A 21,569-nucleotide genomic window follows, 5' to 3' on the forward strand; every position below is an offset into this window, starting at 1 on the left:
TACAATCCGCCACCAAGTATTATACGATTACACTAGATGCTTTTTTTTAGTTGAAAGTACTGATGGTTGAAAAATAGGATTGGAGAAATATCTTGTACAAGGTGAGGAATAAATGTGAATTGCTAATATTGATCCCAAATATTACCGAAGTAAGTAAGCTAAAGAAGCAGAGCAGTTTATACAAGATTTTACATTTATCTAGCCTGATTAATCAATGATTCTGGTTAGATATGACAAAACTATTTCTTCTGATCATTACCTATACTTTTATGATCATTCAACTGATAGCTGTATTGAGTACGGACTATACAAAAGTTAAAGTCTATGCACAGACAGATTGGAAAATTAATGTACTAATTTTAGGGGTCCTTGTGCTAATAGTAATAATACTATGTAAAAAACTTATAAAAGAGATGCTTACTAATGAATAGACCCTCTCTTTCTGTAGAAGTACTCTATTTTTTCAAAGCCTCAATGCTAAATTGCTCATTAAATTTATGAGTATGTAACTTAAGAGTAAAGTAGAAGGTGCTTCCGTACCCAACTTTACTTTCTACCCAGATTTTTCCTCCATTCTTTTCTACAAAATCTTTACAAAGCATCAACCCTAAGCCTGTTCCTTTTTCATTGGCTGTTCCCCGAGTACTGAAAGAAGTTTCACCGAAGATTTTGTGCAGATTTTGTTCATCAATTCCCGTTCCGGTATCCTGAATACAGGTAACGACATATTCACCTTGATAATTGAGACGGATGAAAATTTCATCACCCGGACGACAAAACTTGATGGCATTGGAAAGCAAATTTTGAAGGACGATCTGAATCATGATTTCATCCGCAAAGACAATTGCATCTTCCTTTATTTCGTTATTCAGTTTTACTTTCTTATGATCTGCCTGATGTTTAAGCAATTCAATTTTTAAGCTGGCAATTTTCTTCAGGTTAATATTTTCTGGATTGATCTCCGGTCCTTCAAGTTGATTTTTTGCCCAATGCAATAGATTATCCAATAAAGTATTGGTATAGCTAACGTTCTTGATAAGTTCAGGCAGAAAAGCTTTAAATTCTTCACTGTCAATCAGGCCTCTTTGTACCAACTCCAGACTACCGGAAAGAGAATTAAGGGGGCTCTTTAGGTCATGAGAAATGATGGAGAAAAGCTTATTTTTTAGCTGATTGAGATTTTGAAGTTTGTCAGCCTGAGCAGCCATCTCTTCTTTCTGCCGATTAATCTCATCATTCTTGAATTGTAATAATTTGTTATCTGTAGTTTTCTGATGTTTACTCCGATAAAGAATGATGGCTAGCACTGCAATTATTATCAATAGTATTGATAGTGTATAGATAGAAGCTCTTTGTTTTTTGCGCATTTCCTGCTCAATTTCTTTTTCTTTGGTAAGCATCATGATTTCCTTTTGCTGTTGCTCAAAGTCAAGGAAATTTATTTTCTCCTGTATATCTTCATTATGAATACTGTCTTTGTATAGGTTAAATAAATTCAGAAAATGATAAGCACTATCATAGTTGTGATTTTCAGCATAGACATGAGAAAGTGTTTCATAGCAGAGGTACATGAGTTCTTTTACAGTAGTAGTTTCTGCTTTTTTCACCGCATCCAGTGCCAATGATTTAGCATATTTTATACTGTCCTGAAAAAGCTTGATTTCTGCAAGCATCTGGTTGCTTCTGATAATCATTCGCTCATCTTTGAAGGAATGGGAAGTTTGAAGGCTGGTTTTAAGGTATTTTTCAGCCTGTGTAAAGTCTTTTTTTCTAAAGAAAACATCAGAATGATTGAATGTTAAAATAGAGAGCATACTGGGCCTGTGTTCCCGGGCTAAAGGGTAAGCCAGATTAAAGTAATGCGTGGCTGAATCATACTCAGCCATTTCCAGAAAACATTTACCCATGTTGTTATAAGTGACGGCTAATCTTTCTCCATTGTGTAAAGCGATGAAAATGGGTAAAGCCTGGCGATAGTAGGAGAGTGCCGCTTTGTGATTACCCGCTGCTCGGTAAATAAGTCCCATGCTACCAATATTCTTTGCAATTAAGTTATCATCTTTTATTTCAAGCGCAGCCTCTTTAGATTGAATATAATATGATAGCCCATCTTTAAGGTTGCCTTTCGCCCAATAAGCATTTCCCAAACTATTCAGTGCAAGCACATGCCCTTTGTTAAAATTAATTTGTTGTGAGAGGCTTTCAATTTTTGATGCATAAAATACAGAAGAATCAGGCTGGGTGTAAATAAGCTTATTAGCCAGATCATACCATAGATAAATTTTGGCAGTATCACTTTCCGTAGCAGAGATCTTTTGCCTTAGTATATCAATTGGTGTAGATTGAGCTTTCAGCTCTTCATATAAGCAAAATATCAATACGAGTGAGATACTAAGCCTGAAGCAAATACGGTATAAGAATTTACATTGCATTTGGGTAAGCTTGAATAATGTTAGCAAACAAGCGCTATCTATTGTATGCTTATTTTAATATTTGTACAATATCCCCATCCATACTATCCTGTCTGATAATCAAAAATACATAAAAGAAGCAAGCTTGATTCATCGTTGGTTATTTTGAAGGGAGATGTTATGGTAAGTGGATGTAATAAAATGTTTCTTTCAGGAATAAGGAGATTCACAGGAAAACTTTACTTAATAGTATAATGAAGTTTGATCCCCTTATATTTATAAATATTAGGTAATATATGCGATATATACTTAGCTAATTTTTATTGCATTATCTATCTGACGCTGTAATATTTAATCTTTATTCATAAAAATATTTATTTAAAATTACTTAAGTAAAAAGCTAGATTATGTTATACATCAATAAAAAAATAACCCTTACAAGTCTTCCTGGACCTCACATAAGCAATCCAATACTTTTCTAAATAAGCCTGCAGGTTGAGTATCAATAGAAGTTCAGAAGTGGAAAATACAACCTTATACTAATTCATAAAAGTGATTCGTTCTTTGGGGAAATACGTTAGCGATTGCGCTACAAAAAAACAGGTGTAAAATAAAAACTGAACTTTCTATGAAAAAGTATCCAAACTTGCTAGTCATGCTGGTGATGCTCTTACTTGCATCATGCGATAAGAGTGATGATCCCAGCGATCTCAGTAGTGATTTCCAACTTTACATTGATTTTTGGAATCCTGATGGAAGTCATCCTGAGATAAGTTTTGATGAAAAAAACACTTCAAATGCCATAAGGATTGATTTTGATAAAAATTTTGGTGGCTCAGCAGTAGGAAATACCTTTACTGAAGTAGTTATTGATAATTTCAGGATTATTGATAACAGCAATTACAATTACGAGATTACAGATATCAGGGCTTATGAACACCGAGACGAACTTAATGACTGGAAGGAAGACGTAGAGTTCAGGATGGAGTATGAGACCATTGAGGACCTGTCAGTAGTACTTGTGCTGGATAGAAGTGAGTCATTGGGTGAAGACTTTGAGAATGTGAAACAATATGCTTCTAATTTTGTGACTCAGATATTTGCTGAAACAGATCAGTTGCAGGTCGGAGTTGTGGATTTTGCTGATGATGTAAATATGCTTCCTCTTACATCCAATGCCTCTGTTGTCAATGATTATATCACCAATTTGGAACAGGGAAGGTTTACTACACTTTATGAAGCGGTGAATATGGGTGTCAAATCCCTTAGTGAAGTGGATGCTGAAGCTAAAGCAGTTATCATTTTTACCGATGGTACTGACAACAATTCCAATCCTGAATACAGTCCGCAATTTTTGAGTAACAAGATCAAGGAGAGCGAAGGCAATTCAAAAATTATCAGCTTTACTATTGGTTTGGAAGGCAAAGGTGGGGTGGACAGAGAAGTTCTTAATGCGCTAACACTTAATGGTGGCGTTGCTACTTTTCCCAATTCTGTGAATGAACTGGAGAGAGTTTTTGAAAACTTTTCCAGCGGTATTGCCAATGTCTATAACCTGACTTATACCCGTAACCGCCAGCCCATTCCCAAAGAGAGCCCGGTTAAGCTTCGTTTTAACATACAAACCAGACGTAAATAGATTAAATTTTTGCTGAAAATGCGTAAACCCGGTTCAGGCCGGGTTTTTTTGTTAAGCAAAGAGCTAAGAGCTTCAGGACTATTCTCTTGCCCCTTTGTATTAAAACAGGGTTTAAATTACTCCTTTGTGGCTTATTACTTTGTAAAAAGAAAAAATATAACTAGATTCTAGTGGAAAGTAGTACACTAAAGCTTAATATTTTAGTAACACTTTAAGTCCTTATTTTCCATTGTACTTATGTAATTTTAAAAGGTCATTGAATTAAGTAAAATTAGAATACCTTTCATATTATGCTTAAAGTCTCAAACAACGGTTTATCTGATGCACAGATTTGGAGTCAGATGAAAACTGGGTCTGATCAGGCTTATGAGCAATTATATGATAAATACTTTCCTTTACTTTTCCGTTATGGTTTACAATTTTGTCCTGAACGAGCGATAGTTAAAGATTGTCTTCAGGATTTTTTTGTAGACTTATATGTACGACGTGCTAATCTCAGTGAAGTACAACAGGTAAAAAATTATCTGTACGTCTCATTTCGTCATCGTATCATCCGAAAAGCATGTGGTAAACAACTATTACTTGAACCAATAAGCAACAATTATCACTTTGAAGTTACCTTTTCTCATGAGCATGCCTTGATTAACGAGCAACTGGATGACATCCGGCAGCGACGACTTTTAAACGCATTCAACAAATTAAGCAGCCGACAGAAAGAAGCTATTTTTCTGCGCTTTTACGAAAACATGAGCTACGACGAAATAGCTGAGATCATGAAAATGAAAAAGGTAAAGTCTGCGCGCACCCTGGTATACCGCGCAATCGCTGTGCTTAAAGATTGTATAAAAGACCTTGATGGCAGCCTCACCCTGTATTCTGCATTTCCTTTACTACTTCTTTTCCGCTATCCTGAAAGCCTCAAATAACTTTCTGAAAAATAGTTGATTTTTTTTGAGGGCATCTGATTTGTCTATGTCTCCTTATAGTAGAAGCACTACTATACACTTAGCCTTATGGACTACTTACAATATGATGTGGACGACTTTGCTGCTGATCCTTTTTTCATTCGCTGGGTAAAACAAGCTGATGAAGAGTCCACTCTTTTCTGGGAGCATTTTGTGGCAAAACATCCAGAAAAGTCAGAAACCATAGCCCAGGCTAAAAGTATCGTAGCATTTCTTAATTTTTATGCCGAATCACCTACTGAAGAGGAGCAACAGGAGGTAAAAAAGAAGGTGATGAAGCTGATCAATTCTGAAAGGCAAAGCGGGGGAAGTAGAAGCTATTTAAATCATTATTTCTCTGTAGCTGCCGCCTTGACTTTTTTACTACTTGCCGGATATTTATTGTGGCGCTTTGCATTCACTACTCCTTATCATGAGTATGCTACAGAATTTGGTGAACAGCAGCAGATTGTTTTACCGGACAGCACAGTTGTAAAATTAAATGCGAATTCCAGCCTTAGGGTTAATAAGGATTGGAATGATAATCAGTTGAGAGAAGTATGGTTAGTCGGTGAAGCTTTCTTTGATGTAGTCAAAATGCCAGTGGCTGCTGATGGCCGTTTTATTGTGCATACTGAGAAGTTGGATGTAGAAGTATTAGGTACCACATTCAATGTACAAGCCCGTCATGGTGAAACACAGGTAGTATTAAGTACCGGAAAGGTAAAACTAAACCAACCTAAGCTGCTGACCAATGCAGAAGCAATGTTCCTTGAACCAGGAGAGATGGCTACCCTGAGTCAGGATAAGCTGGTTAAAAAACACGTTGACCCAAAAATATACTCTTCCTGGAAGGAAAATCGCCTCGTCTTTGAAAACGAAAGTATCAGGAATATCATGCAGCGTCTGAGAGATACCTATGGCTACGAGGTAAAAGTAACGAATGAGGAATGGCTTGATCTAAAATTTACGGGATCGTGTCCGGCAGATGATATTTCAATTCTTATGATGGCCCTCTCTGAGAGCTTTGAATTTGAAGCGAATCTTAACCATCAACAAATTATAATACAACAACATGAGCAGCCTTAACACACTATCCACCAAACCTGATATCAACCCTAAACAAATGTGAGTATGAAACTATTCTATCTATCTATTTACATCAGAAGGCTCCTATTGCTAGCCGCTCTTAGCCTGCCGATGCATCTGTATGCGCAGAACCTTAACAGCCTGGGTCTGACTGCCGATGCAAGCCTGCCACAGGATGGAGTATCCAAAAAAGTGACACTCAAAAAGGCGCTTAACAAAATTGCCAATCAATACCAGGTAAGTCTTAATTACAGCGAACAGGAAATTACGCAGCACAAAGTTTCCTCTGAGTTGAGCCTGGAGGACTTTAAGAACCCCGAGGATGCCTTGAAAAATGTGCTATCCGGTTCAGGGCTGGAGTACAAAAAAATTGGCAAGATAGACTACGTTATCCGGCCTATCAGTACACCAGTAAAAGAAGAGGCCGTAAAACCCAGAGACTTTTTAGTTGATCTGGGTGGCCAAACACTTTTACCTACTATCAACCGGGCAATACGTATTAACGTGCAGGGTAAAGTGACTGGTGATGAAGGAGAAGGCCTACCAGGTATCAACGTATTGGAAAAAGGAACCAGCAATGGTACCATTACTGACATAGAAGGAAACTTTTCTCTTAGTGTTGAAGGTGCAGCTTCTGTATTAGTATTTAGTTCTATTGGTTATCAAACACAGGAAGTGGTGGTTGGAGATCGGCAGACGTTTGACATTAGTTTACAAGCAGATACAAGAGAATTATCTGAGGTGGTCGTTACAGCCTTGGGTATTGAGCGTGAAGAGCGTTCACTGGGCTATGACGTAGCCAATGTAGAAGGAGAAGAACTTAGACAGGTGTCGCAGGAAAATGTACTCAGCTCACTGGCTGGGCGCGTACCCGGGGTCACTATCAACCAAACAAGCGGACCAGGTTCCTCCATGAGTGTGATCATTCGTGGAGCTACCTCTCTTACTACTGACAACCAACCTCTCTTTGTGGTAGACGGTGTGCCAATGTCCAACAGCCTGAATAACATCTCACAAAATGGAGATGGAAATCAGGTAGATTATGGTAACGCAATCTCTGATATTAACCCGGATGACATAGAAAGCATCAACGTACTGAAAGGTCCAAGTGCAGCAGCTTTGTATGGTACAAGGGCAGGTAATGGCGTTATCATTATCACTACCAAATCCGGCGCTAAAAACCAAAAACTGGGTGTTTCATTTTCTACTTCTAATGTCTTTGAACGACCAACCCGTTTATTGGATTTTCACTACAAATACGCTAACGGACAGCGCAATGGAGTTTTCAATGAAGGCTCAGCTTACTGGGGAGGACCAAATCTTGACGAAGGTATTACTGCAGTGCAATGGAACAGTCCGGTAGATGAAAACGGCGTGCCTATCCCTACCGAGCTGAGGTCCTATCCAAATGCCATGAAAGATTTTATGCAAACTGGTATAACTTCAAATAACAACGTCGCGCTCAGCGGAGGTAATGAAAAAGGAAGTTTCAGGGTATCTTATTCCAATATGTTGCACAAAGGTATGATTCCCAATTCTGACCTGTACAGGAACAACCTTTCCACTGATGTGGATTACAGCATTACGGATAAGCTAACTTTCCGGTCTAATGTAAATATTGGTCGTACCCATTCTAATGACCGTCCCAGTACTGGTGACCGCAGAGCGAATCCACTGGAAGCAGTTTACGCTTCATCTTATGTAAACTATGATGAGATGAAAGACATATGGGTAGATGGTCAGGAAGAGATACAGCAGATCAGAACCGATGCCGGAGATAATCCCTACTTCATTGCGTATGGCATTGAAAATGCCTTTGTAAGAGATAGGATTTATGGAAATCTATCACTGAATTACCAGTTTACTGATAAACTATCATTGCAGGCACGTTATTCTTTGGATCGTGTAAACGAAAACAGAGAAACCAAAATACCTTTCAGCTACAGCCGCGGAGCCAGAGGAGGATATTTCTTAACCGATATTACCTCGCAGGAATCCAATACGGATTTTCTGGCAACCTATAATACTGATGCTGGGCCGTTTGACGTCAACTTCTCATTTGGAGGGAACATCATGAACCGTTATTACTTCAGCTCAAATGTGGGGTCTGGAGGGAACAGAAATAATGGGCTTGTCATTCCTGGTGTTTACAACGTAGGAAATATTCCTCTGGATAATATAAGCGTTGGCAGCAACATAGGAGAAAAATCTATATATAGCTTGTATGCTTTAGCCTCTATTGGCTTTCAGGATCAACTTTATCTGGATTTAACAGGGAGAAACGACTGGTCAAGTACTTTGCCGGAAAGTAACCGTTCTTACTTTTACCCCTCTGCTTCAGTAAGCTGGTTGGCGAATTATACTTTTGACATGCCGGAAGCTGTCTCCATGCTGAAAGTGAGAGCAGGTTGGGCGCAGGTTGGTAATGATACAGATCCGTATCGTCTTGAACCTTCTTTGAGCACCGGCAACTATAATACGGTGACAACGGTGAGTGTCCCATCAGGTCTGCTAAATCCAGACTTGAAGCCTGAACAGGCAACTTCTATGGAAGCAGGTATTGACCTGAACCTACTTAACAATAAGGTCAGGTTCAGTGGTACTTATTATACCATTGATAATGAGAACCAGATCTTTGCGATCAACCTGCCTCAGTCTTCTGGCTATAGTAGTAAGTTTATTAATGCCGGACTGATCCGTAGTAAAGGTTGGGAATTCACATTAGGATCAACGCCTATTGAAAGGGATGGATGGGTATGGAACATAGATTTAAATTGGAGTAAAAATACCACCACTGTAGAGGAGCTTAGTGAAAACCTGGAATTCATCACCTTATGGGGTGAAAACGGTGGAGGCGCCATAACCGGAGTAGGACAGGAAATAGGAGATATGTTCAGTGCAGGCTATGCTTATGTGAAGGATGAAAACTCACCTTACTACCGCTGGCCCATACTGAGTGAGAATGGTGAGTGGATAGAGCTTTCCGGAAGAGAAAATATGCGCCACGTAGGTAACTTCAACCCCGATTTTCTAATGGGTATGCAGACTTCCGTGAGCTTCAAAAGGTTCACACTTAGTGCCAGTCTGGATTGGCGTAAGGGAGGCGAATTTATGTCCTTCACTTACCGCTACGGAGAATCTGACTGGAAGTCGCAGCGTCAGTTAGACAACCTGATACCTGGTGGTTTATATACTGCTGATGAGCTGATTGCCCTACTGAAGTCTAATCCTGAAAAATACATTATTCCGGAAGCAGGAAACTATCCGAGAGTAGGGGGGCATACTGCTGAAACCGGTGGTTTCCCTATTGACGCTGACGGTACAGATGGTGCCTTCGCTCCCGGTGTGATTCAAACTTCCGGTGCGGATACCCCTGACGACTTTAGCGATGACGAATATACTGAACACCTGGGCGGTCCCGGTACCAATGTATACCCTATTACCAATACCTATCCCTGGGATTACAATGAGCAGGTGACCTTTGACGCTTCTTTCATCAAGCTGAGAGAGTTATCCTTAGCCTATCAGCTACCGGATTTAGGTAGAATCAGCAATGCATCCATCGCGATCTATAGCAGAAATATCATGCTCTGGACAGCCGCTGATATTGGCATTGATCCTGAAAGAGCGTTTCAGGCTCATAATGGAACACAAGGGGATACTCAGAGCCAGTTCAGGCAGGGTATGGAAAGACAAAATGTGATGCCCTGGAGCATGCCGATTGGTTTTAAGTTAAACTTCAACTTCTAACATGAACTTTAAATCTTTAGTGATGAAGAATATATTAGATATCAAAAAGACAATAATCGCACTGCTGGCAATCTTCGTCATCTCAGCATGCGATGATACGCTGACCGAAATAAATGTTAACCCCAATGGGATTGATCCCTCATCAGCCAATCCTAACTTATTAATGCCTGCTGTATTGGCTCCCGCAGCTCAGGATTATCTGCAGTTAGGTTTTGAGAATATGGCAGGGGCGGTACAGCATACGCAGAAAGATGGTTGGTACTCGGCACATAATCACTACGACTGGAGTGCCTCTGACTGGAATGGGTGGTATGGTATGTTGAGAACCAATGACCTCATGGAAGAACGTGCTGTTGAATTAGAGTATCCTTTTTTTGAAGGGGTAGCGCTCACCATGAAATCTTTTATATACGGTAATATCACCGACATCTGGGGAGATGCGCCTTACACCAATGCGGTAAAAGGAGATGAAGGAGGCGGAGAAAATGAGTATCCAGTTTTTGACAGTCAGGAAACAATTTATAATGGTATCATATCAGATCTGAAAACTGCTGCTCAAATCTTTGAAACTGCTGAGACCGATGTGGTCAATGGTTCGCAGGATCTTTACTTTGGTGGCGATGCCGAGATGTGGCAGCGCTTCACCAATTCTTTGCTACTGAGGTATTACATGCGCGTTTCCGCAAAGATGCCCGAAATGGCCCGACAGGGAATAGAAGAGGTCTACAATACCGGTATGTATTTACAATCAGCTGATCAGGATGTGACGCTGGACTATACAGGAGGTTCGGATGATGTGTGGCCTTCTCAATATACCGATGTGGATGCCTTTACCAGATGGCAGGCCTGCCAGACATTAGTAGATCAGATGGTAAGCACGGATGACCCCCGCATCTCTGTTTGGTTTGATCCGGTAGCCGTACAATGGGTGGCTGACCCTGATCTCGCAATTGCAGTAGACAGTGTAATCAGAGCTGATGGTGATTTTGTTGCCGACGGTTCAGTGACTTACACTTACCTGGAGTTTATGGACAGAAGGGATACCAAATTTACCCGTCACTTCAACCCTAATGAAGTTACTTATGATACCGGCCTATATGTGGGCTTACCTCCCGGATTAGTCTTGCCAGAGTCTTACAATGGAAACCCTGATCCCGGTCAGGGCATTCGTAATCAGCATGTGTCTCAGTTGGCGCCCATCTATGCAACAGCGGGTTCTCCAGGTGATATACTGAAAGCAAGAATTATTTCAGCAGCAGAAGTAAGTTTTATTCTGGCTGAAGCTGCTCTGAAAGGATGGAATGTGGGCAATGCCGAAGAACATTATAACAACGCCATTCAGCTTTCGCTGGATACATGGGGCAAAGGGGATGAGTATGATGATTTCATTGCACAGCCTGGTGTTGCTTTTGACGGAACGTTGGAGCAACTCATCACCCAAAAATGGGTAGCAAGCTGGACTGCTGCTACTGAAGCCTGGATTGACTACCGCAGAACAGGCTATCCCGCACTTCAGGTAGGCCCTGCTTCTGACCAGCCGGTGGTTGCGCTTCGCTATCCTTATGGCAATGATGAGCTGAATAATAATACCACTAATGTCAACTCTGCAATTGAAAGGTTGGAAGTTACCCCCTATTCAGGTTCAGTAGGAGCAGATAGCCCCTGGTCCAAAATGTGGCTGCTTCAGGGAACCAATGCGCCCTGGTAAAATAAGTTTGGAGTTAAATATACAATTTGAGAAGCGGAACTATCAGGTTTCGCTTCTCATGCTTTGAATGAGCTTTGCATTTATTAAATTGAGGAAAAACTAATCCCCTGTAATGACTATCAAAAAGACCTACACACTATTACTTTTCATTTTTATTTTTGCTTGTTTTTATAAGCTGCAAGCGCAGCCCGGTTCTCCTTTTATAGATAAAAACTCACCCACCTACAATCATGATCTGGCCCTCAGGTTGGCCATGGATGTCAAAATACTTTTCCCATCTGCCGAACCTGACAGAATCATCCTCAATCTTACTGAAAATCCGCTATCCTCAGTGGGCGTAAATTTTCGTACCGATACTACTATTGCAGCCGCTCTTGTTGAGATCGCAGAAGCAACTCATGGTCCACAGTTCACTCAAAATACTCGTCAGATTAATGCGGAAACTGAGTTGTTGAGTGTACAGCCTGCCAATGAACCGGAAGTAATAGCTCATTATCATTCAGCCACAATTGATGGCTTGGAAGCGGGTAAAAAGTATGTGTACCGCGTAGGGTCTTCAGATCACTGGAGCGAATGGTTTCAGTTTGACATGCCTGATCCGGATAATGAACCCTTATCGCTGCTCTATTTTGGAGATGCACAAAACAATGTCAAATCCATGTGGTCACGGGTGATAAGAGAAGCTTACAGAACCATGCCGGAGATAGATTTTATGCTGCATGCCGGTGACCTTATCAATGAGCACAATCGTGATATTGAATGGGGAGGCTGGTTTCATGCGGGTTCCTACATTCATTCCACTGTACCCAGTGTAATGACGCCGGGTAACCATGAGTATGAAGATGTGGTGCTGGCCCCACAGTGGAAGCCTCAGTTTAACCTTCCTTCCAACGGTCCCAAAGGTCTGGAAGAAACCTGCTATCAAATCAATTATCCTAACCTCAAAGTCATTTCCCTGGACGCCGAGCAGATTGATGAGTCAGAAAGTTTTAGAAAAGCGCAAATGCTATGGCTGGACTCTGTGCTTACCAATGATCCCAAAAAATGGACAGCGATCACCCTGCACTATCCATTTTATTCCACTAAGCCCAACCGCGATAATGAAGAATTGAGAGAACATTTCAAGCCTATCATTGACAAACATCATGTGGATATTGTGCTTCAGGGACATGACCATGCCTATGGCAGAGGAATGGTAGAAAATGTTCCTTCCGGTAGTCAGGTAGTGTCAGAGTCATCGGGAACCATGTATGTGGTTTCAGTATCCGGTCCCAAAATGTATGATGTCTCCAATGATCCCTGGATGGAAAGAAAAGCCGCCAATACACAATTGTTTCAGATCATCACGATAGAAGATAATGAACTTCAGTATCAGGCTTTTACGGCTACTGGTAAGTTGTATGATGCTTTTCAATTAGTGAAACAAGAAGGAAAGCCCAATAAACTGGTCAACAAAATTCCAGACACTCCTGAAAAAATTGAATAAATTGGCATATGACAAAGCATGACAGAGAAGGACAGGAAGCATCCTTGTCCTTCTTATTTTTAGTGAATTAACCGACAACCTATAACCGATTAAACTACCTGAAACCTATGCAATGGAAATCAACGCTCACATTACTAACAATATTCAGTCTTTTTTTGAGTGCCTGTAGTGCTCCTACTTCGCAGGATGGAGAACAAAGTGCTGAGGATGTAGAAACGACAACAGCCAGCGCACAAGAAAATTTACCCATAAGTGATTTCATCTTTGGTGATGACCAACCTTTTCCTCAGTGTCATGCTTCTACTTTAGTAAGACTAGATAATGGCCAGTTTCTGGTAGCCTGGTTTGGAGGTAAGCATGAGAAAAATGACGACGTAGGTATCTGGCTTTCCAAAGGACGTCCTGGCAACTGGGGTGAGCCTCAGGAAGTGGCTAAAATCCGTGAAGATCCGCATTGGAATCCAGTTCTGTTTCAGGCTGAGGATGGAGAGGTGTTATTATTTTTTAAAGTAGGTAAAGAAATAGATTACTGGGAAACCTGGCTGAAAACTTCCACCGATGGAGGAGAAAGCTGGTCTGAAGCGGAGGAATTAGTGCCCGGAGATAAAGGCGGAAGAGGTCCGGTGAGAAACAAGCCTATCATTTTATCCAATGGCGACTGGCTGGCCGGAGCATCAGATGAAAAAAATAAGGTCTGGAATGCTTTTGTAGACATAAGTACCGATCAGGGTAAAACCTGGGAGGCTTCTGAGTTTCTGGAATTGGATAGAGAAAAGATAGTGGAGGAAGGAGTGATTCAGCCAACCCTCTGGGAATCAGAGCCTGGCAAAGTACATATGCTGCTTCGCAGTTCCGCCGGAATGATTTGCAGAAGTGATTCTGAGGATTATGGCAGAACATGGTCTCCTATCTACGAAACCGAGCTGCCTAACCCCAACAGTGGGATAGATCTAACCAGGCTGGATGATGGTACACTGGCCTTGGCTTACAATCGTGATGATAAAAACTGGGGAGCCAGAGCGCCCTTATCCATAGCACTTTCATTTGACAATGGACAATCATGGCCACGCATGCTGGATATTGAAGAGGGCGGAGAAGATGCGGACCGCCGCGCGGATGAGTTTTCCTACCCGGCCATCATCAGTTTTGGCGATACGGTAGCGGTGACTTATACCTGGCAGAGAGAAAAAATTGCTTTCTGGATGGGTACCCTGGATGAAATACCTTCCAGCCCACTGGCATTAGAATCCCGCTAAACCATGAAAGCATCTGGATTAACATTCAAGTTGCTGCTGGCTGCCATGGCATTGGGTACAGCCTGGGCAGTCCGTGGTCAGTTTGGTCATGAGCATGGCGCTGCCTGGGCAGGAGGTATAGGAGTGCTGACAATTCTGGTGTTGGCTAAACGACAGGATTGGTACAAGAGATTACCAGCAATCGTAGCATTAGGAGCAATAGGCTGGGGCGTAGGAGGTATGATGAGCTACGGTATGGTCGTAGGTTATGGAAGGGGAGTAGATATGCTGAATGTAAGTTATGGCCTTTTGGGTTTATTTATTATTGGAGGGCTTTACGGCTTCATTGGCGGTGGACTTACCGGACTATCACTAGCTTCAACCGAAGAAAAAAAAGTATCATGGGCTTCACTGATCACCCAGATGGTAGCTGGAGGCTATTTGATCTGGGGCATACTCATTTACCAGTTTGAGTGGCTAATGACACCACCCCGCTCCGAACTCTGGGCGGCCTGTCTAGGCGCAGCCTTAGCGCTGGGCTGGTATGCTTATCGTAAGCAATATAATAGTAGTTTAAAAGTAGCACTGTTTTCAGGTTTAGGTGCCGGATTTGGTTTTGCTTTCGGAAACTTTCTCCAGGTACTGGGTTCTACTACTGACATTGCGTTCAACTGGTGGAATGTGATGGAATATACCCTTGGTTTCTTTGGCGGACTGGGTATGGCCTATGGTATATTTTCTGAAGAATGGCCGGAGAGTCCTTTACCCGATAAAATAGCTAACCGTATAGGATGGATATTCCTTATTTTTCTTTTACCTCTCACCAACATTATTCAGGCGTTTAGTTACGAAAAACTATTAGGGAGAGCTGAGAATTTAGGAGTTAGTTATCCTGCTGCCTTGATCAATTTGCAGTACGGCCTGATATGGGGAAGCCTGATTGTATTAGGCATCTTTATCTTTTGGTATTACCGAAAGCAGGTTGCGAATATTAAAACCTGGAGCAATCAGGAGGGTTTACTGCTGTGCTTGCTATATCTTGGCTGGTACATCATACTTAGTAATGTCATGGGCGCTAACTGGCTTAATGGGGGAGAACTGAAGGAATATTTGTATTGGGTGAATCTGCTTCTGATTGGCTTGGGTATCAGCTTTAGTTTCAAAATGGAAGCCGACCAATCCCTTTATCAACCTTCTTTTACATTGTGGTTCCGCTTACTGAGTGGCGTTTTCGTGTTGATTTTTGTACTGAGTCTCATACTGGTCAATATACATACTGACCTACCAGGGGCACAAACCAGATTTGTGATATGGGAATAGAGTTTAGAACACTGGATATCGTCACATTGCTGATCTATCTGGTAGCCATGGCTGGCTTAGGATATTATTTTTCAAGAACGAATAATAGTACTGAAGAATATTTTGTAGGTAACCGTTCTTTTAAAGGTTGGGTGATTGGATTGTCAATGCTCAGTACATCTATCAGTTCCATTACCTTTCTGGCATTTCCGGCAGCGGCTTTTACGTTGGACTGGCGCCAATTGGTTTCCAATCTGATGCTTCCCCTGGCAGCAGTATTGGCGATAGTGGTATTTATTCCATTCTTCCGCAGAGGAAAACTAACCTCCGCTTTTGAGTACCTGGGAGATCGTTTTGGGCCAGTAGCACGCCTTTATGGAACCGTTAGCTTCTTGATTCTTCAAATTATCCGTATCGGGCAGATACTCTTTCTGGTAGCTATTCCCATCAATCTTTTTACGGGCATTCCTATTGTAACCACTATCATGCTGGTAGGTGTTTTTATAGCCTTTTATACTGTGATTGGTGGAATTGAAGCAGTAATCTGGACGGATGTCATACAGGCTATTGTGCTCTGGATTGGAGGAATCGTCTGCCTGGTATTGATGATTGATAAGCTGCCTGGTGGGTTGACTCAGGTATTTGAAGTCGCTGAAACTCACCGAAAGTTTGGTACGGGGAGTATGGAATGGAACCTGAACGAACGAACATTCTGGACGGTAGCCTTACTGGGAATCTTCCATTTTCTAGCGATGTACTCCAGTGATCAGAACGTGATTCAGAGGTATGTTGCATCCAAAAGTACAAGAGAAGCTCGTAAAGCTACTTTGATTTATTCGGTAGTAGCCCTACCTACCTGGTCCTTGTTCTTCTTTATCGGTACCACGCTTTTCGTTTTTTATACTGTCTTTCCTGAAATCACTATTAACAGGTTGGAAGCCGATCAGGTGTTTCCCTATTTCATTCTGAATGAGCTCCCCGCTGGCGTCGCCGGGCTGATCATTGCCGCAGTGCTGGCCGCCGGAATGTCTACCCTGGATTCAAGCATTAATGCTATTGCTACCGTAAGTGTAGTGGATATTCTCAAACCCTACTGGCTCAAAGGACAAAGCGATACTACCTACTTACGCATAGCAAGATATATTGCCATAGGCGTTTCTATCTTTATGATGGGAGGTGCGTTTTTCTTTAGTGTCATAGAAAAAGAAAGTATCAATGATATCAGTTGGATAGTCTCCTCCGTTTTTGGAGGCTGTCTGGTAGGCTTATTTATGATTGGTTTTTTCACAACCAGAGTAGGCTATCGGGCCGTACTTTTGGCTTTGGTGATATCGGTAACGGTTAACCTTTATCTGGGTATAAGCCTCACCGGTATACTTCCCGAAGTGGTCAGTGTAAATATTCAGGCTTATTGGGTAGGAGTGATCGTCAACCTGCTTTTTATTGCGCTGGCCTATATTTTTAGTTTCTTTATCAAAAATAAGAAAGAAATAGACGGCTTAACGGTTTGGACCACGCTGAAAGCAAAAGATATCAAAGTAAGTTAGATCAAATGCAGAAAAATAACACACATAAATTAAAAGGAATTATTCCTCCGGTAGCCACTCCACTTCTGGATCAACACACATTGGATAAGATGGGGGTAGTTAAATTGCTCAAACATATTGTAGATGGAGGAGTACACGGACTTTTTATTCTGGGCACTACCGGAGAGGCTGTAAGTTTGAGTTATCGCTTGCGCTATGAAATGTTGAAACAAAGCATACAGGAAGTAAGTGGTCAACTGCCAGTGCTGGTAGGGGTAAGTGATACCAGTTTGGAAGAAGCAATTCAGTTTTCTCAAAAGGCAGAAAAAGCAGGTGCAAACGGGGTAGTAGTGGCTCCTCCCTATTATTTTCCCTGTTCCCAGGAAGCACTTTACGATTATGTGGTGCGATTGTCTGATGCGATCAAAATTCCCACCTACATTTACAATATACCCAGTCATAGCCCGCATGCTTTTTCACAGGAAACTGTGGGGAGGTTATTAAAGCTGCCGCAGATTGCAGGATACAAAGATAGCACCTGCAGCATGATGGCTTTTCATCAGATGAAGCATAAGCTGGGTGAGGATTTTGATAAAACTTATCTGCTTGGGCCGGAAGAGTTGCTGGGTGAATCGGTGCTGATGGGAGCTGATGGCGGAGTCAATGGTGGTGCCAATGCTTTTCCAAGTTTGTACGTCAGCTTGTACGAAGCAGCAGCAGCCGGAGATATCCGGAAAGTAAAAGCTTTACAGGCGCAGGTAATGCGCATCAGCCATACGCTTTATCAGGGAGGAAAGACAGTCATTCAGGGAATTAAGTTTGCCTTGTCTGAGATGGGCATCTGCCAGGAACATGTGGCCTTGCCGCTGGCACCTTTGGATCATCTTGAAAAAGAAGCAATGCGGCAGTTTTTGAAAAAATTTGAAGTAGCATTATAAATTATTACCATGGAAGAAAGTAAATTATATGCCCTGCCTGATCTGCTGAAAAAGCTGGATAAAGATCGTGCGGCAGGTAAAAAAATCGTATTCACCAACGGCTGCTTTGACATTCTACACCGTGGGCATGCGACCTATCTGCGGAAAGCCCGTTCGCTGGGAGATTTGTTGATCATTGGTTTGAACTCTGATGCTTCGGTAAAAAGGCTGAAGGGTGAAAGCCGGCCGATCAATGATGAAGATGACCGTGCATATATTCTGGAAAGCCTGGAATGTGTCAATTATGTGGTCAAATTCGGAGAAGATACCCCGCATAAACTGCTCTCACAGATCAAACCGGATATTCTGGTCAAGGGAGGAGACTACAAGCTGGAAGATGTGATAGGCCGAGAATTTGCGCAGGAAGTAGTCCTGATTGATTTTGTTGACGGCTACTCTACTACTAAGACAATACAACAGATGAAGGAAAGAGACTGAAGACCGGAGTCGGAAGACCGAAGCTAATACAACTTCTGACTTCGCTCTACTGACTTCCAACTTTACAAAACTTAAACCTATGAAAGATCAAACTTACGACTCTGTCTTCAAATCCATACGTAAACTCAAAGTAGGTGTCATTGGGGACTTTGCGGTAGATGTTTACTATCCAATTGATAAAGAAACGGGAGAAATTTCTTTGGAAACTACCAAGGAAGTATATCGTGCCGGTGAGTGCAGAACCTATCTGGGAGCTGCTGGCAATATTGTCAAAAACCTGAGTGAGCTGGGAGTAGCTGATATCAAAACTTTTGGCTTGCTGGCTGCTGATCTCTGGGGACGTGAGCTTCTGTATCTGCTCCACTCCCGCAAAGTAGACACCAGCGGTATGCTGATTCAGTCTGAAAACTGGAGCAGCTTTGCCTATGTGAAGCCCTTGATGGGTAAAGAAGAAGATAACCGTTTAGATTTTGGTTCATACAACGAGCCAGATCCCGAGATGCAGGAGAAAGTACTGAAGCATTTAGAAGCTCAACTGCCCCATCTGGATTTACTGATTATCAATCAGCAGTTCGTTAAACCCCTGCTGGATGAAAAAATGGTGCAAAAACTCAATAATCTGGCGAAGCGATTTTCCAATTGTCTATTTGTAGCCGACATGCGCAATGTAGCTTCGGGTCTACGCGGAATATTGCTTAAGGCCAATACTAAAGAAACCGCACGTCTGCTGGACATCCTGCCTTTTGACGAGCGTGATGATGAAACTTGTAAAGAAAAGGCTGCTGCATTGAGCCATCAACTTAAGGCTCCGGTACTGCTTACCAGAGGTGAAAATGGGATGATGTATAACGATGGAAAAACGAACCACAGCATTCCTGGGGTGTGGCATGATGGAGAAACCGATCCGGTGGGTGCTGGCGATACTGCCATCAGCACTTTTGGTGCCTGCCTAGCCGCCAAAGTGAATGTTGACGAAAGCCTTAAAATTGCAAACCTGGCCTCAGCCATCACAGTGGGAAAGCTACAACAGACAGGTAGTGCTTCACCTGAAGAAATTGTGGAACTAGAAAAAAAATGTACTTACGTGTACCATAATTTCCTGGCTGCTCATCCTGCCAAAGCTCGTTTTTATGATGATTCGGATATAGAAATTGTAGAAGAATTTGGGCGGAATAAAAAGCCTCGCTATGTAGTCATGGATCATGATGGAACCATCTCAGTACTGAGAGAAGGCTGGGAAATTTTGATGCACGATATGATGCTGGATTGCATAGCCGGTAACAAACTTTCTTCCATGAGTCATGAAGAAAAGACTGCGCTTTCTGCAAAAGTAAATCAGCTTATCAGCCAGACTACTGGTGCTCCTACTATTGTACAGATGGAAGGTCTGGTGGATTTGGTAAATCGCGAAGGACATATGCCTGCTCAGGAAATTCTAAGTGCCGAGCAGTACAAAGCCCGGTATGTTGATCATCTGAACCAGCACGTGGAAGAAAGAATTTTACGTTTTCAGAAAGGAGAATTGCATATTCAGAATTTCACCATCAAGGGTGTAATTCATTTTATTCAGCTCTTGAAAGAAAAAGGGATAAAGCTTTACCTGGCCAGCGGTACCGATGAAGAATATGTGATCAAAGAGGCGACTGCCCTGGGCTATGCTGCTGATTTTGATGGAGGTATATACGGTGCCAAGCCCGATGGAGAAAGTGCCAAACGTAAGGTACTTAAATACCTCAGAGAAGAGTTAAAGGCCGAAGGTGAGGAAATCATTGTCATGGGAGATGGTCCATCTGAGATCCGGGAAGGTAGAAAAGTTGGGGCCTTATGTGTAGGTATCGCTTCCGATGAACTGAGGCGCTATGGTCTCAACCAGCACAAGCGGGAAAGACTAATCCGCGCCGGAGCACATATCATTATTCCTGACTATGCACAAATTTCTGCTTTAGAAAAGCTACTCCTTGATCCTAAGGAGGAATCTGTAAGTTCTTCTTAGTCTTTAATCTCGTTCAATATGAAGTTTTCAATATTCATTACTTTCATTCTTTTGGCCTCTTCTATGAAAGCAGAAGCGCAGACCTACGCTGAAAAACTGGGTTGGAAAGCAGGGCAGAAGCTGCTCATCATGCATGTGGATGATGCGGGCATGTCGTATGATTCTAATCAGGGAGCAATACAGGCTATGGAAAATGGGATTGCCAATTCGGTAAGCATCATGATGCCCTGTCCCTGGGCAGCCAGCTTTGTGAAATATGTAAAAGAAAATCCTGAAACTGATGCTGGCTTGCACCTTACACTGACCTCGGAGTGGAAAGACTATCGCTGGCACCCCCTGAGCGGTATTCCTACAGTCCCCGGTCTGGTAGATGAAGAAGGAGCCATGTGGCATACGGTGGAGCAGGTAGCTACACATGCCAGTCCTGATGAAGTGGAGCAGGAAATTCGCCAACAGGTAGAGCGGACTTTGCGACTGGGATATCAACCCACCCATCTGGATTCGCACATGGGTACGCTTTTCGCCACGGATGAGTTCATTCAAAGATACATCAAAGTAGGAGTAGAATATGATATTCCGGTTATGCTTCCCGGCGGACATAATACCTTACTTATGCAGGGCTACCGCGAGCAAGGAATTCGCAGGCTCAAGGAAGCTGGCAAATACGAAGAAGGGATGGAAGTTCCTCTACCCGAAGCGGTAAGCAAAGCAGGAGAGGTAGGAGAAATGGTCTGGAAAGCAGGCCTGCCGGTGCTGGATGATCTGCATACCATTAGCGGAGACTGGTCCTTAGCAGAAGGCGTTGAAAGAAACGAGCAAAATATTCATGAACTGAAAGTACAGAAGTTCAAAGAGCTGTTTGAAAACATGCAGCCAGGAGTGACTATGGTGATTGTGCATTGTACCGACCCTACTGAAGTTTTCCCAAAAATATCAGGTTCAGGCTTGTCCCGCAAAGGAGATCTGCTGGCCATGATGGACCCACGTCTAAAGCAATACCTCAAAGACAATAATATTCAAATGACCACCTGGCGGGAACTTAAAGCAAGACGAGACCGCCTTGATAAGTAAAAC

General features: G+C 42.3%; 14 protein-coding genes. 13 read left to right on the top strand and 1 reads right to left on the bottom strand.

Annotated features, from left to right (window positions below):
- Positions 1–455 precede the first annotated feature (455 nt).
- The gene (locus WJR50_RS22450; RefSeq protein ID WP_341295573.1) at positions 456–2,432 is read right to left on the bottom strand and encodes a tetratricopeptide repeat-containing sensor histidine kinase; all 1,977 of its coding nucleotides are present in this window, start codon (positions 2,430–2,432) and stop codon (positions 456–458) included.
- 607 nt (positions 2,433–3,039) lie between these two features.
- On the opposite strand from WJR50_RS22450, the gene WJR50_RS22455 reads away from it, so the two are divergent.
- From WJR50_RS22455 to WJR50_RS22515, 13 genes are all read left to right on the top strand, one after another.
- A complete protein-coding gene (locus WJR50_RS22455) occupies positions 3,040–4,050 on the top strand; it encodes a vWA domain-containing protein (protein WP_341295574.1) in 1,011 nt (336 codons plus the stop codon).
- A 290-nt stretch (positions 4,051–4,340) separates the two neighbouring features.
- On the top strand, positions 4,341–4,976 hold the full coding sequence (locus tag WJR50_RS22460) for an RNA polymerase sigma factor (protein ID WP_341295575.1): 636 nt from the start codon (positions 4,341–4,343) through the stop codon (positions 4,974–4,976).
- An 87-nt stretch (positions 4,977–5,063) separates the two neighbouring features.
- Positions 5,064–6,083, top strand: coding sequence for a FecR family protein (locus WJR50_RS22465; RefSeq protein WP_341295576.1), 1,020 nt, complete (start codon positions 5,064–5,066; stop codon positions 6,081–6,083).
- Positions 6,084–6,128: 45 nt separating this feature from the next.
- A complete protein-coding gene (locus WJR50_RS22470) occupies positions 6,129–9,833 on the top strand; it encodes a SusC/RagA family TonB-linked outer membrane protein (RefSeq protein WP_341295577.1) in 3,705 nt (1,234 codons plus the stop codon).
- A gap of 22 nt (positions 9,834–9,855) precedes the next feature.
- The gene (locus WJR50_RS22475; RefSeq protein WP_341295578.1) at positions 9,856–11,541 is read left to right on the top strand and encodes a SusD/RagB family nutrient-binding outer membrane lipoprotein; all 1,686 of its coding nucleotides are present in this window, start codon (positions 9,856–9,858) and stop codon (positions 11,539–11,541) included.
- Between the two features lie 112 nt (positions 11,542–11,653).
- Positions 11,654–13,027, top strand: coding sequence for a purple acid phosphatase family protein (locus WJR50_RS22480; RefSeq protein ID WP_341295579.1), 1,374 nt, complete (start codon positions 11,654–11,656; stop codon positions 13,025–13,027).
- 107 nt (positions 13,028–13,134) lie between these two features.
- Positions 13,135–14,283: a sialidase family protein gene (locus tag WJR50_RS22485; RefSeq protein WP_341295580.1), complete on the top strand. Its 1,149-nt coding sequence runs from the start codon at positions 13,135–13,137 to the stop codon at positions 14,281–14,283.
- A gap of 3 nt (positions 14,284–14,286) precedes the next feature.
- The gene (locus tag WJR50_RS22490) at positions 14,287–15,582 is read left to right on the top strand and encodes a hypothetical protein (protein ID WP_341295581.1); all 1,296 of its coding nucleotides are present in this window, start codon (positions 14,287–14,289) and stop codon (positions 15,580–15,582) included.
- Positions 15,573–17,108 (top strand): sodium:solute symporter family protein, encoded by a 1,536-nt coding sequence (locus WJR50_RS22495; RefSeq protein WP_341295582.1) that lies wholly within the window; start codon positions 15,573–15,575, stop codon positions 17,106–17,108. The genes WJR50_RS22490 and WJR50_RS22495 overlap by 10 nt, the downstream gene beginning before the upstream one ends.
- Before the next feature lie 5 nt (positions 17,109–17,113).
- Entirely contained in the window at positions 17,114–18,025 is a 912-nt protein-coding gene (locus tag WJR50_RS22500; RefSeq protein WP_341295583.1) for a dihydrodipicolinate synthase family protein, read from the top strand.
- Positions 18,026–18,034: 9 nt separating this feature from the next.
- On the top strand, positions 18,035–18,502 hold the full coding sequence (gene rfaE2 / locus WJR50_RS22505) for a D-glycero-beta-D-manno-heptose 1-phosphate adenylyltransferase (protein WP_341295584.1): 468 nt from the start codon (positions 18,035–18,037) through the stop codon (positions 18,500–18,502).
- Between the two features lie 79 nt (positions 18,503–18,581).
- On the top strand, positions 18,582–20,495 hold the full coding sequence (locus WJR50_RS22510) for a PfkB family carbohydrate kinase (protein ID WP_341295585.1): 1,914 nt from the start codon (positions 18,582–18,584) through the stop codon (positions 20,493–20,495).
- 18 nt (positions 20,496–20,513) lie between these two features.
- The gene (locus tag WJR50_RS22515) at positions 20,514–21,566 is read left to right on the top strand and encodes a polysaccharide deacetylase family protein (RefSeq protein WP_341295586.1); all 1,053 of its coding nucleotides are present in this window, start codon (positions 20,514–20,516) and stop codon (positions 21,564–21,566) included.
- Positions 21,567–21,569: the final 3 nt, after the last annotated feature.

It is taken from the genome of Catalinimonas locisalis (genome assembly GCF_038039535.1).
Classification (GTDB): Bacteria; Bacteroidota; Bacteroidia; order Cytophagales; family Cyclobacteriaceae; genus Catalinimonas.

Coding starts and splice junctions, on each gene's coding strand:
- WJR50_RS22465 (WP_341295576.1), top strand. CDS start 5,064: ATGGACTACTTACAATATGATGTGGACGACTTTGCTGCTGATCCTTTT.
- WJR50_RS22495 (WP_341295582.1), top strand. CDS start 15,573: ATGGGAATAGAGTTTAGAACACTGGATATCGTCACATTGCTGATCTAT.
- WJR50_RS22510 (WP_341295585.1), top strand. CDS start 18,582: ATGAAAGATCAAACTTACGACTCTGTCTTCAAATCCATACGTAAACTC.
- rfaE2 (WP_341295584.1), top strand. CDS start 18,035: ATGGAAGAAAGTAAATTATATGCCCTGCCTGATCTGCTGAAAAAGCTG.
- WJR50_RS22490 (WP_341295581.1), top strand. CDS start 14,287: ATGAAAGCATCTGGATTAACATTCAAGTTGCTGCTGGCTGCCATGGCA.
- WJR50_RS22460 (WP_341295575.1), top strand. CDS start 4,341: ATGCTTAAAGTCTCAAACAACGGTTTATCTGATGCACAGATTTGGAGT.
- WJR50_RS22485 (WP_341295580.1), top strand. CDS start 13,135: ATGCAATGGAAATCAACGCTCACATTACTAACAATATTCAGTCTTTTT.
- WJR50_RS22480 (WP_341295579.1), top strand. CDS start 11,654: ATGACTATCAAAAAGACCTACACACTATTACTTTTCATTTTTATTTTT.
- WJR50_RS22475 (WP_341295578.1), top strand. CDS start 9,856: ATGAAGAATATATTAGATATCAAAAAGACAATAATCGCACTGCTGGCA.
- WJR50_RS22455 (WP_341295574.1), top strand. CDS start 3,040: ATGAAAAAGTATCCAAACTTGCTAGTCATGCTGGTGATGCTCTTACTT.
- WJR50_RS22470 (WP_341295577.1), top strand. CDS start 6,129: ATGAAACTATTCTATCTATCTATTTACATCAGAAGGCTCCTATTGCTA.
- WJR50_RS22515 (WP_341295586.1), top strand. CDS start 20,514: ATGAAGTTTTCAATATTCATTACTTTCATTCTTTTGGCCTCTTCTATG.
- WJR50_RS22500 (WP_341295583.1), top strand. CDS start 17,114: ATGCAGAAAAATAACACACATAAATTAAAAGGAATTATTCCTCCGGTA.
- WJR50_RS22450 (WP_341295573.1), bottom strand. CDS start 2,432: ATGCAATGTAAATTCTTATACCGTATTTGCTTCAGGCTTAGTATCTCA.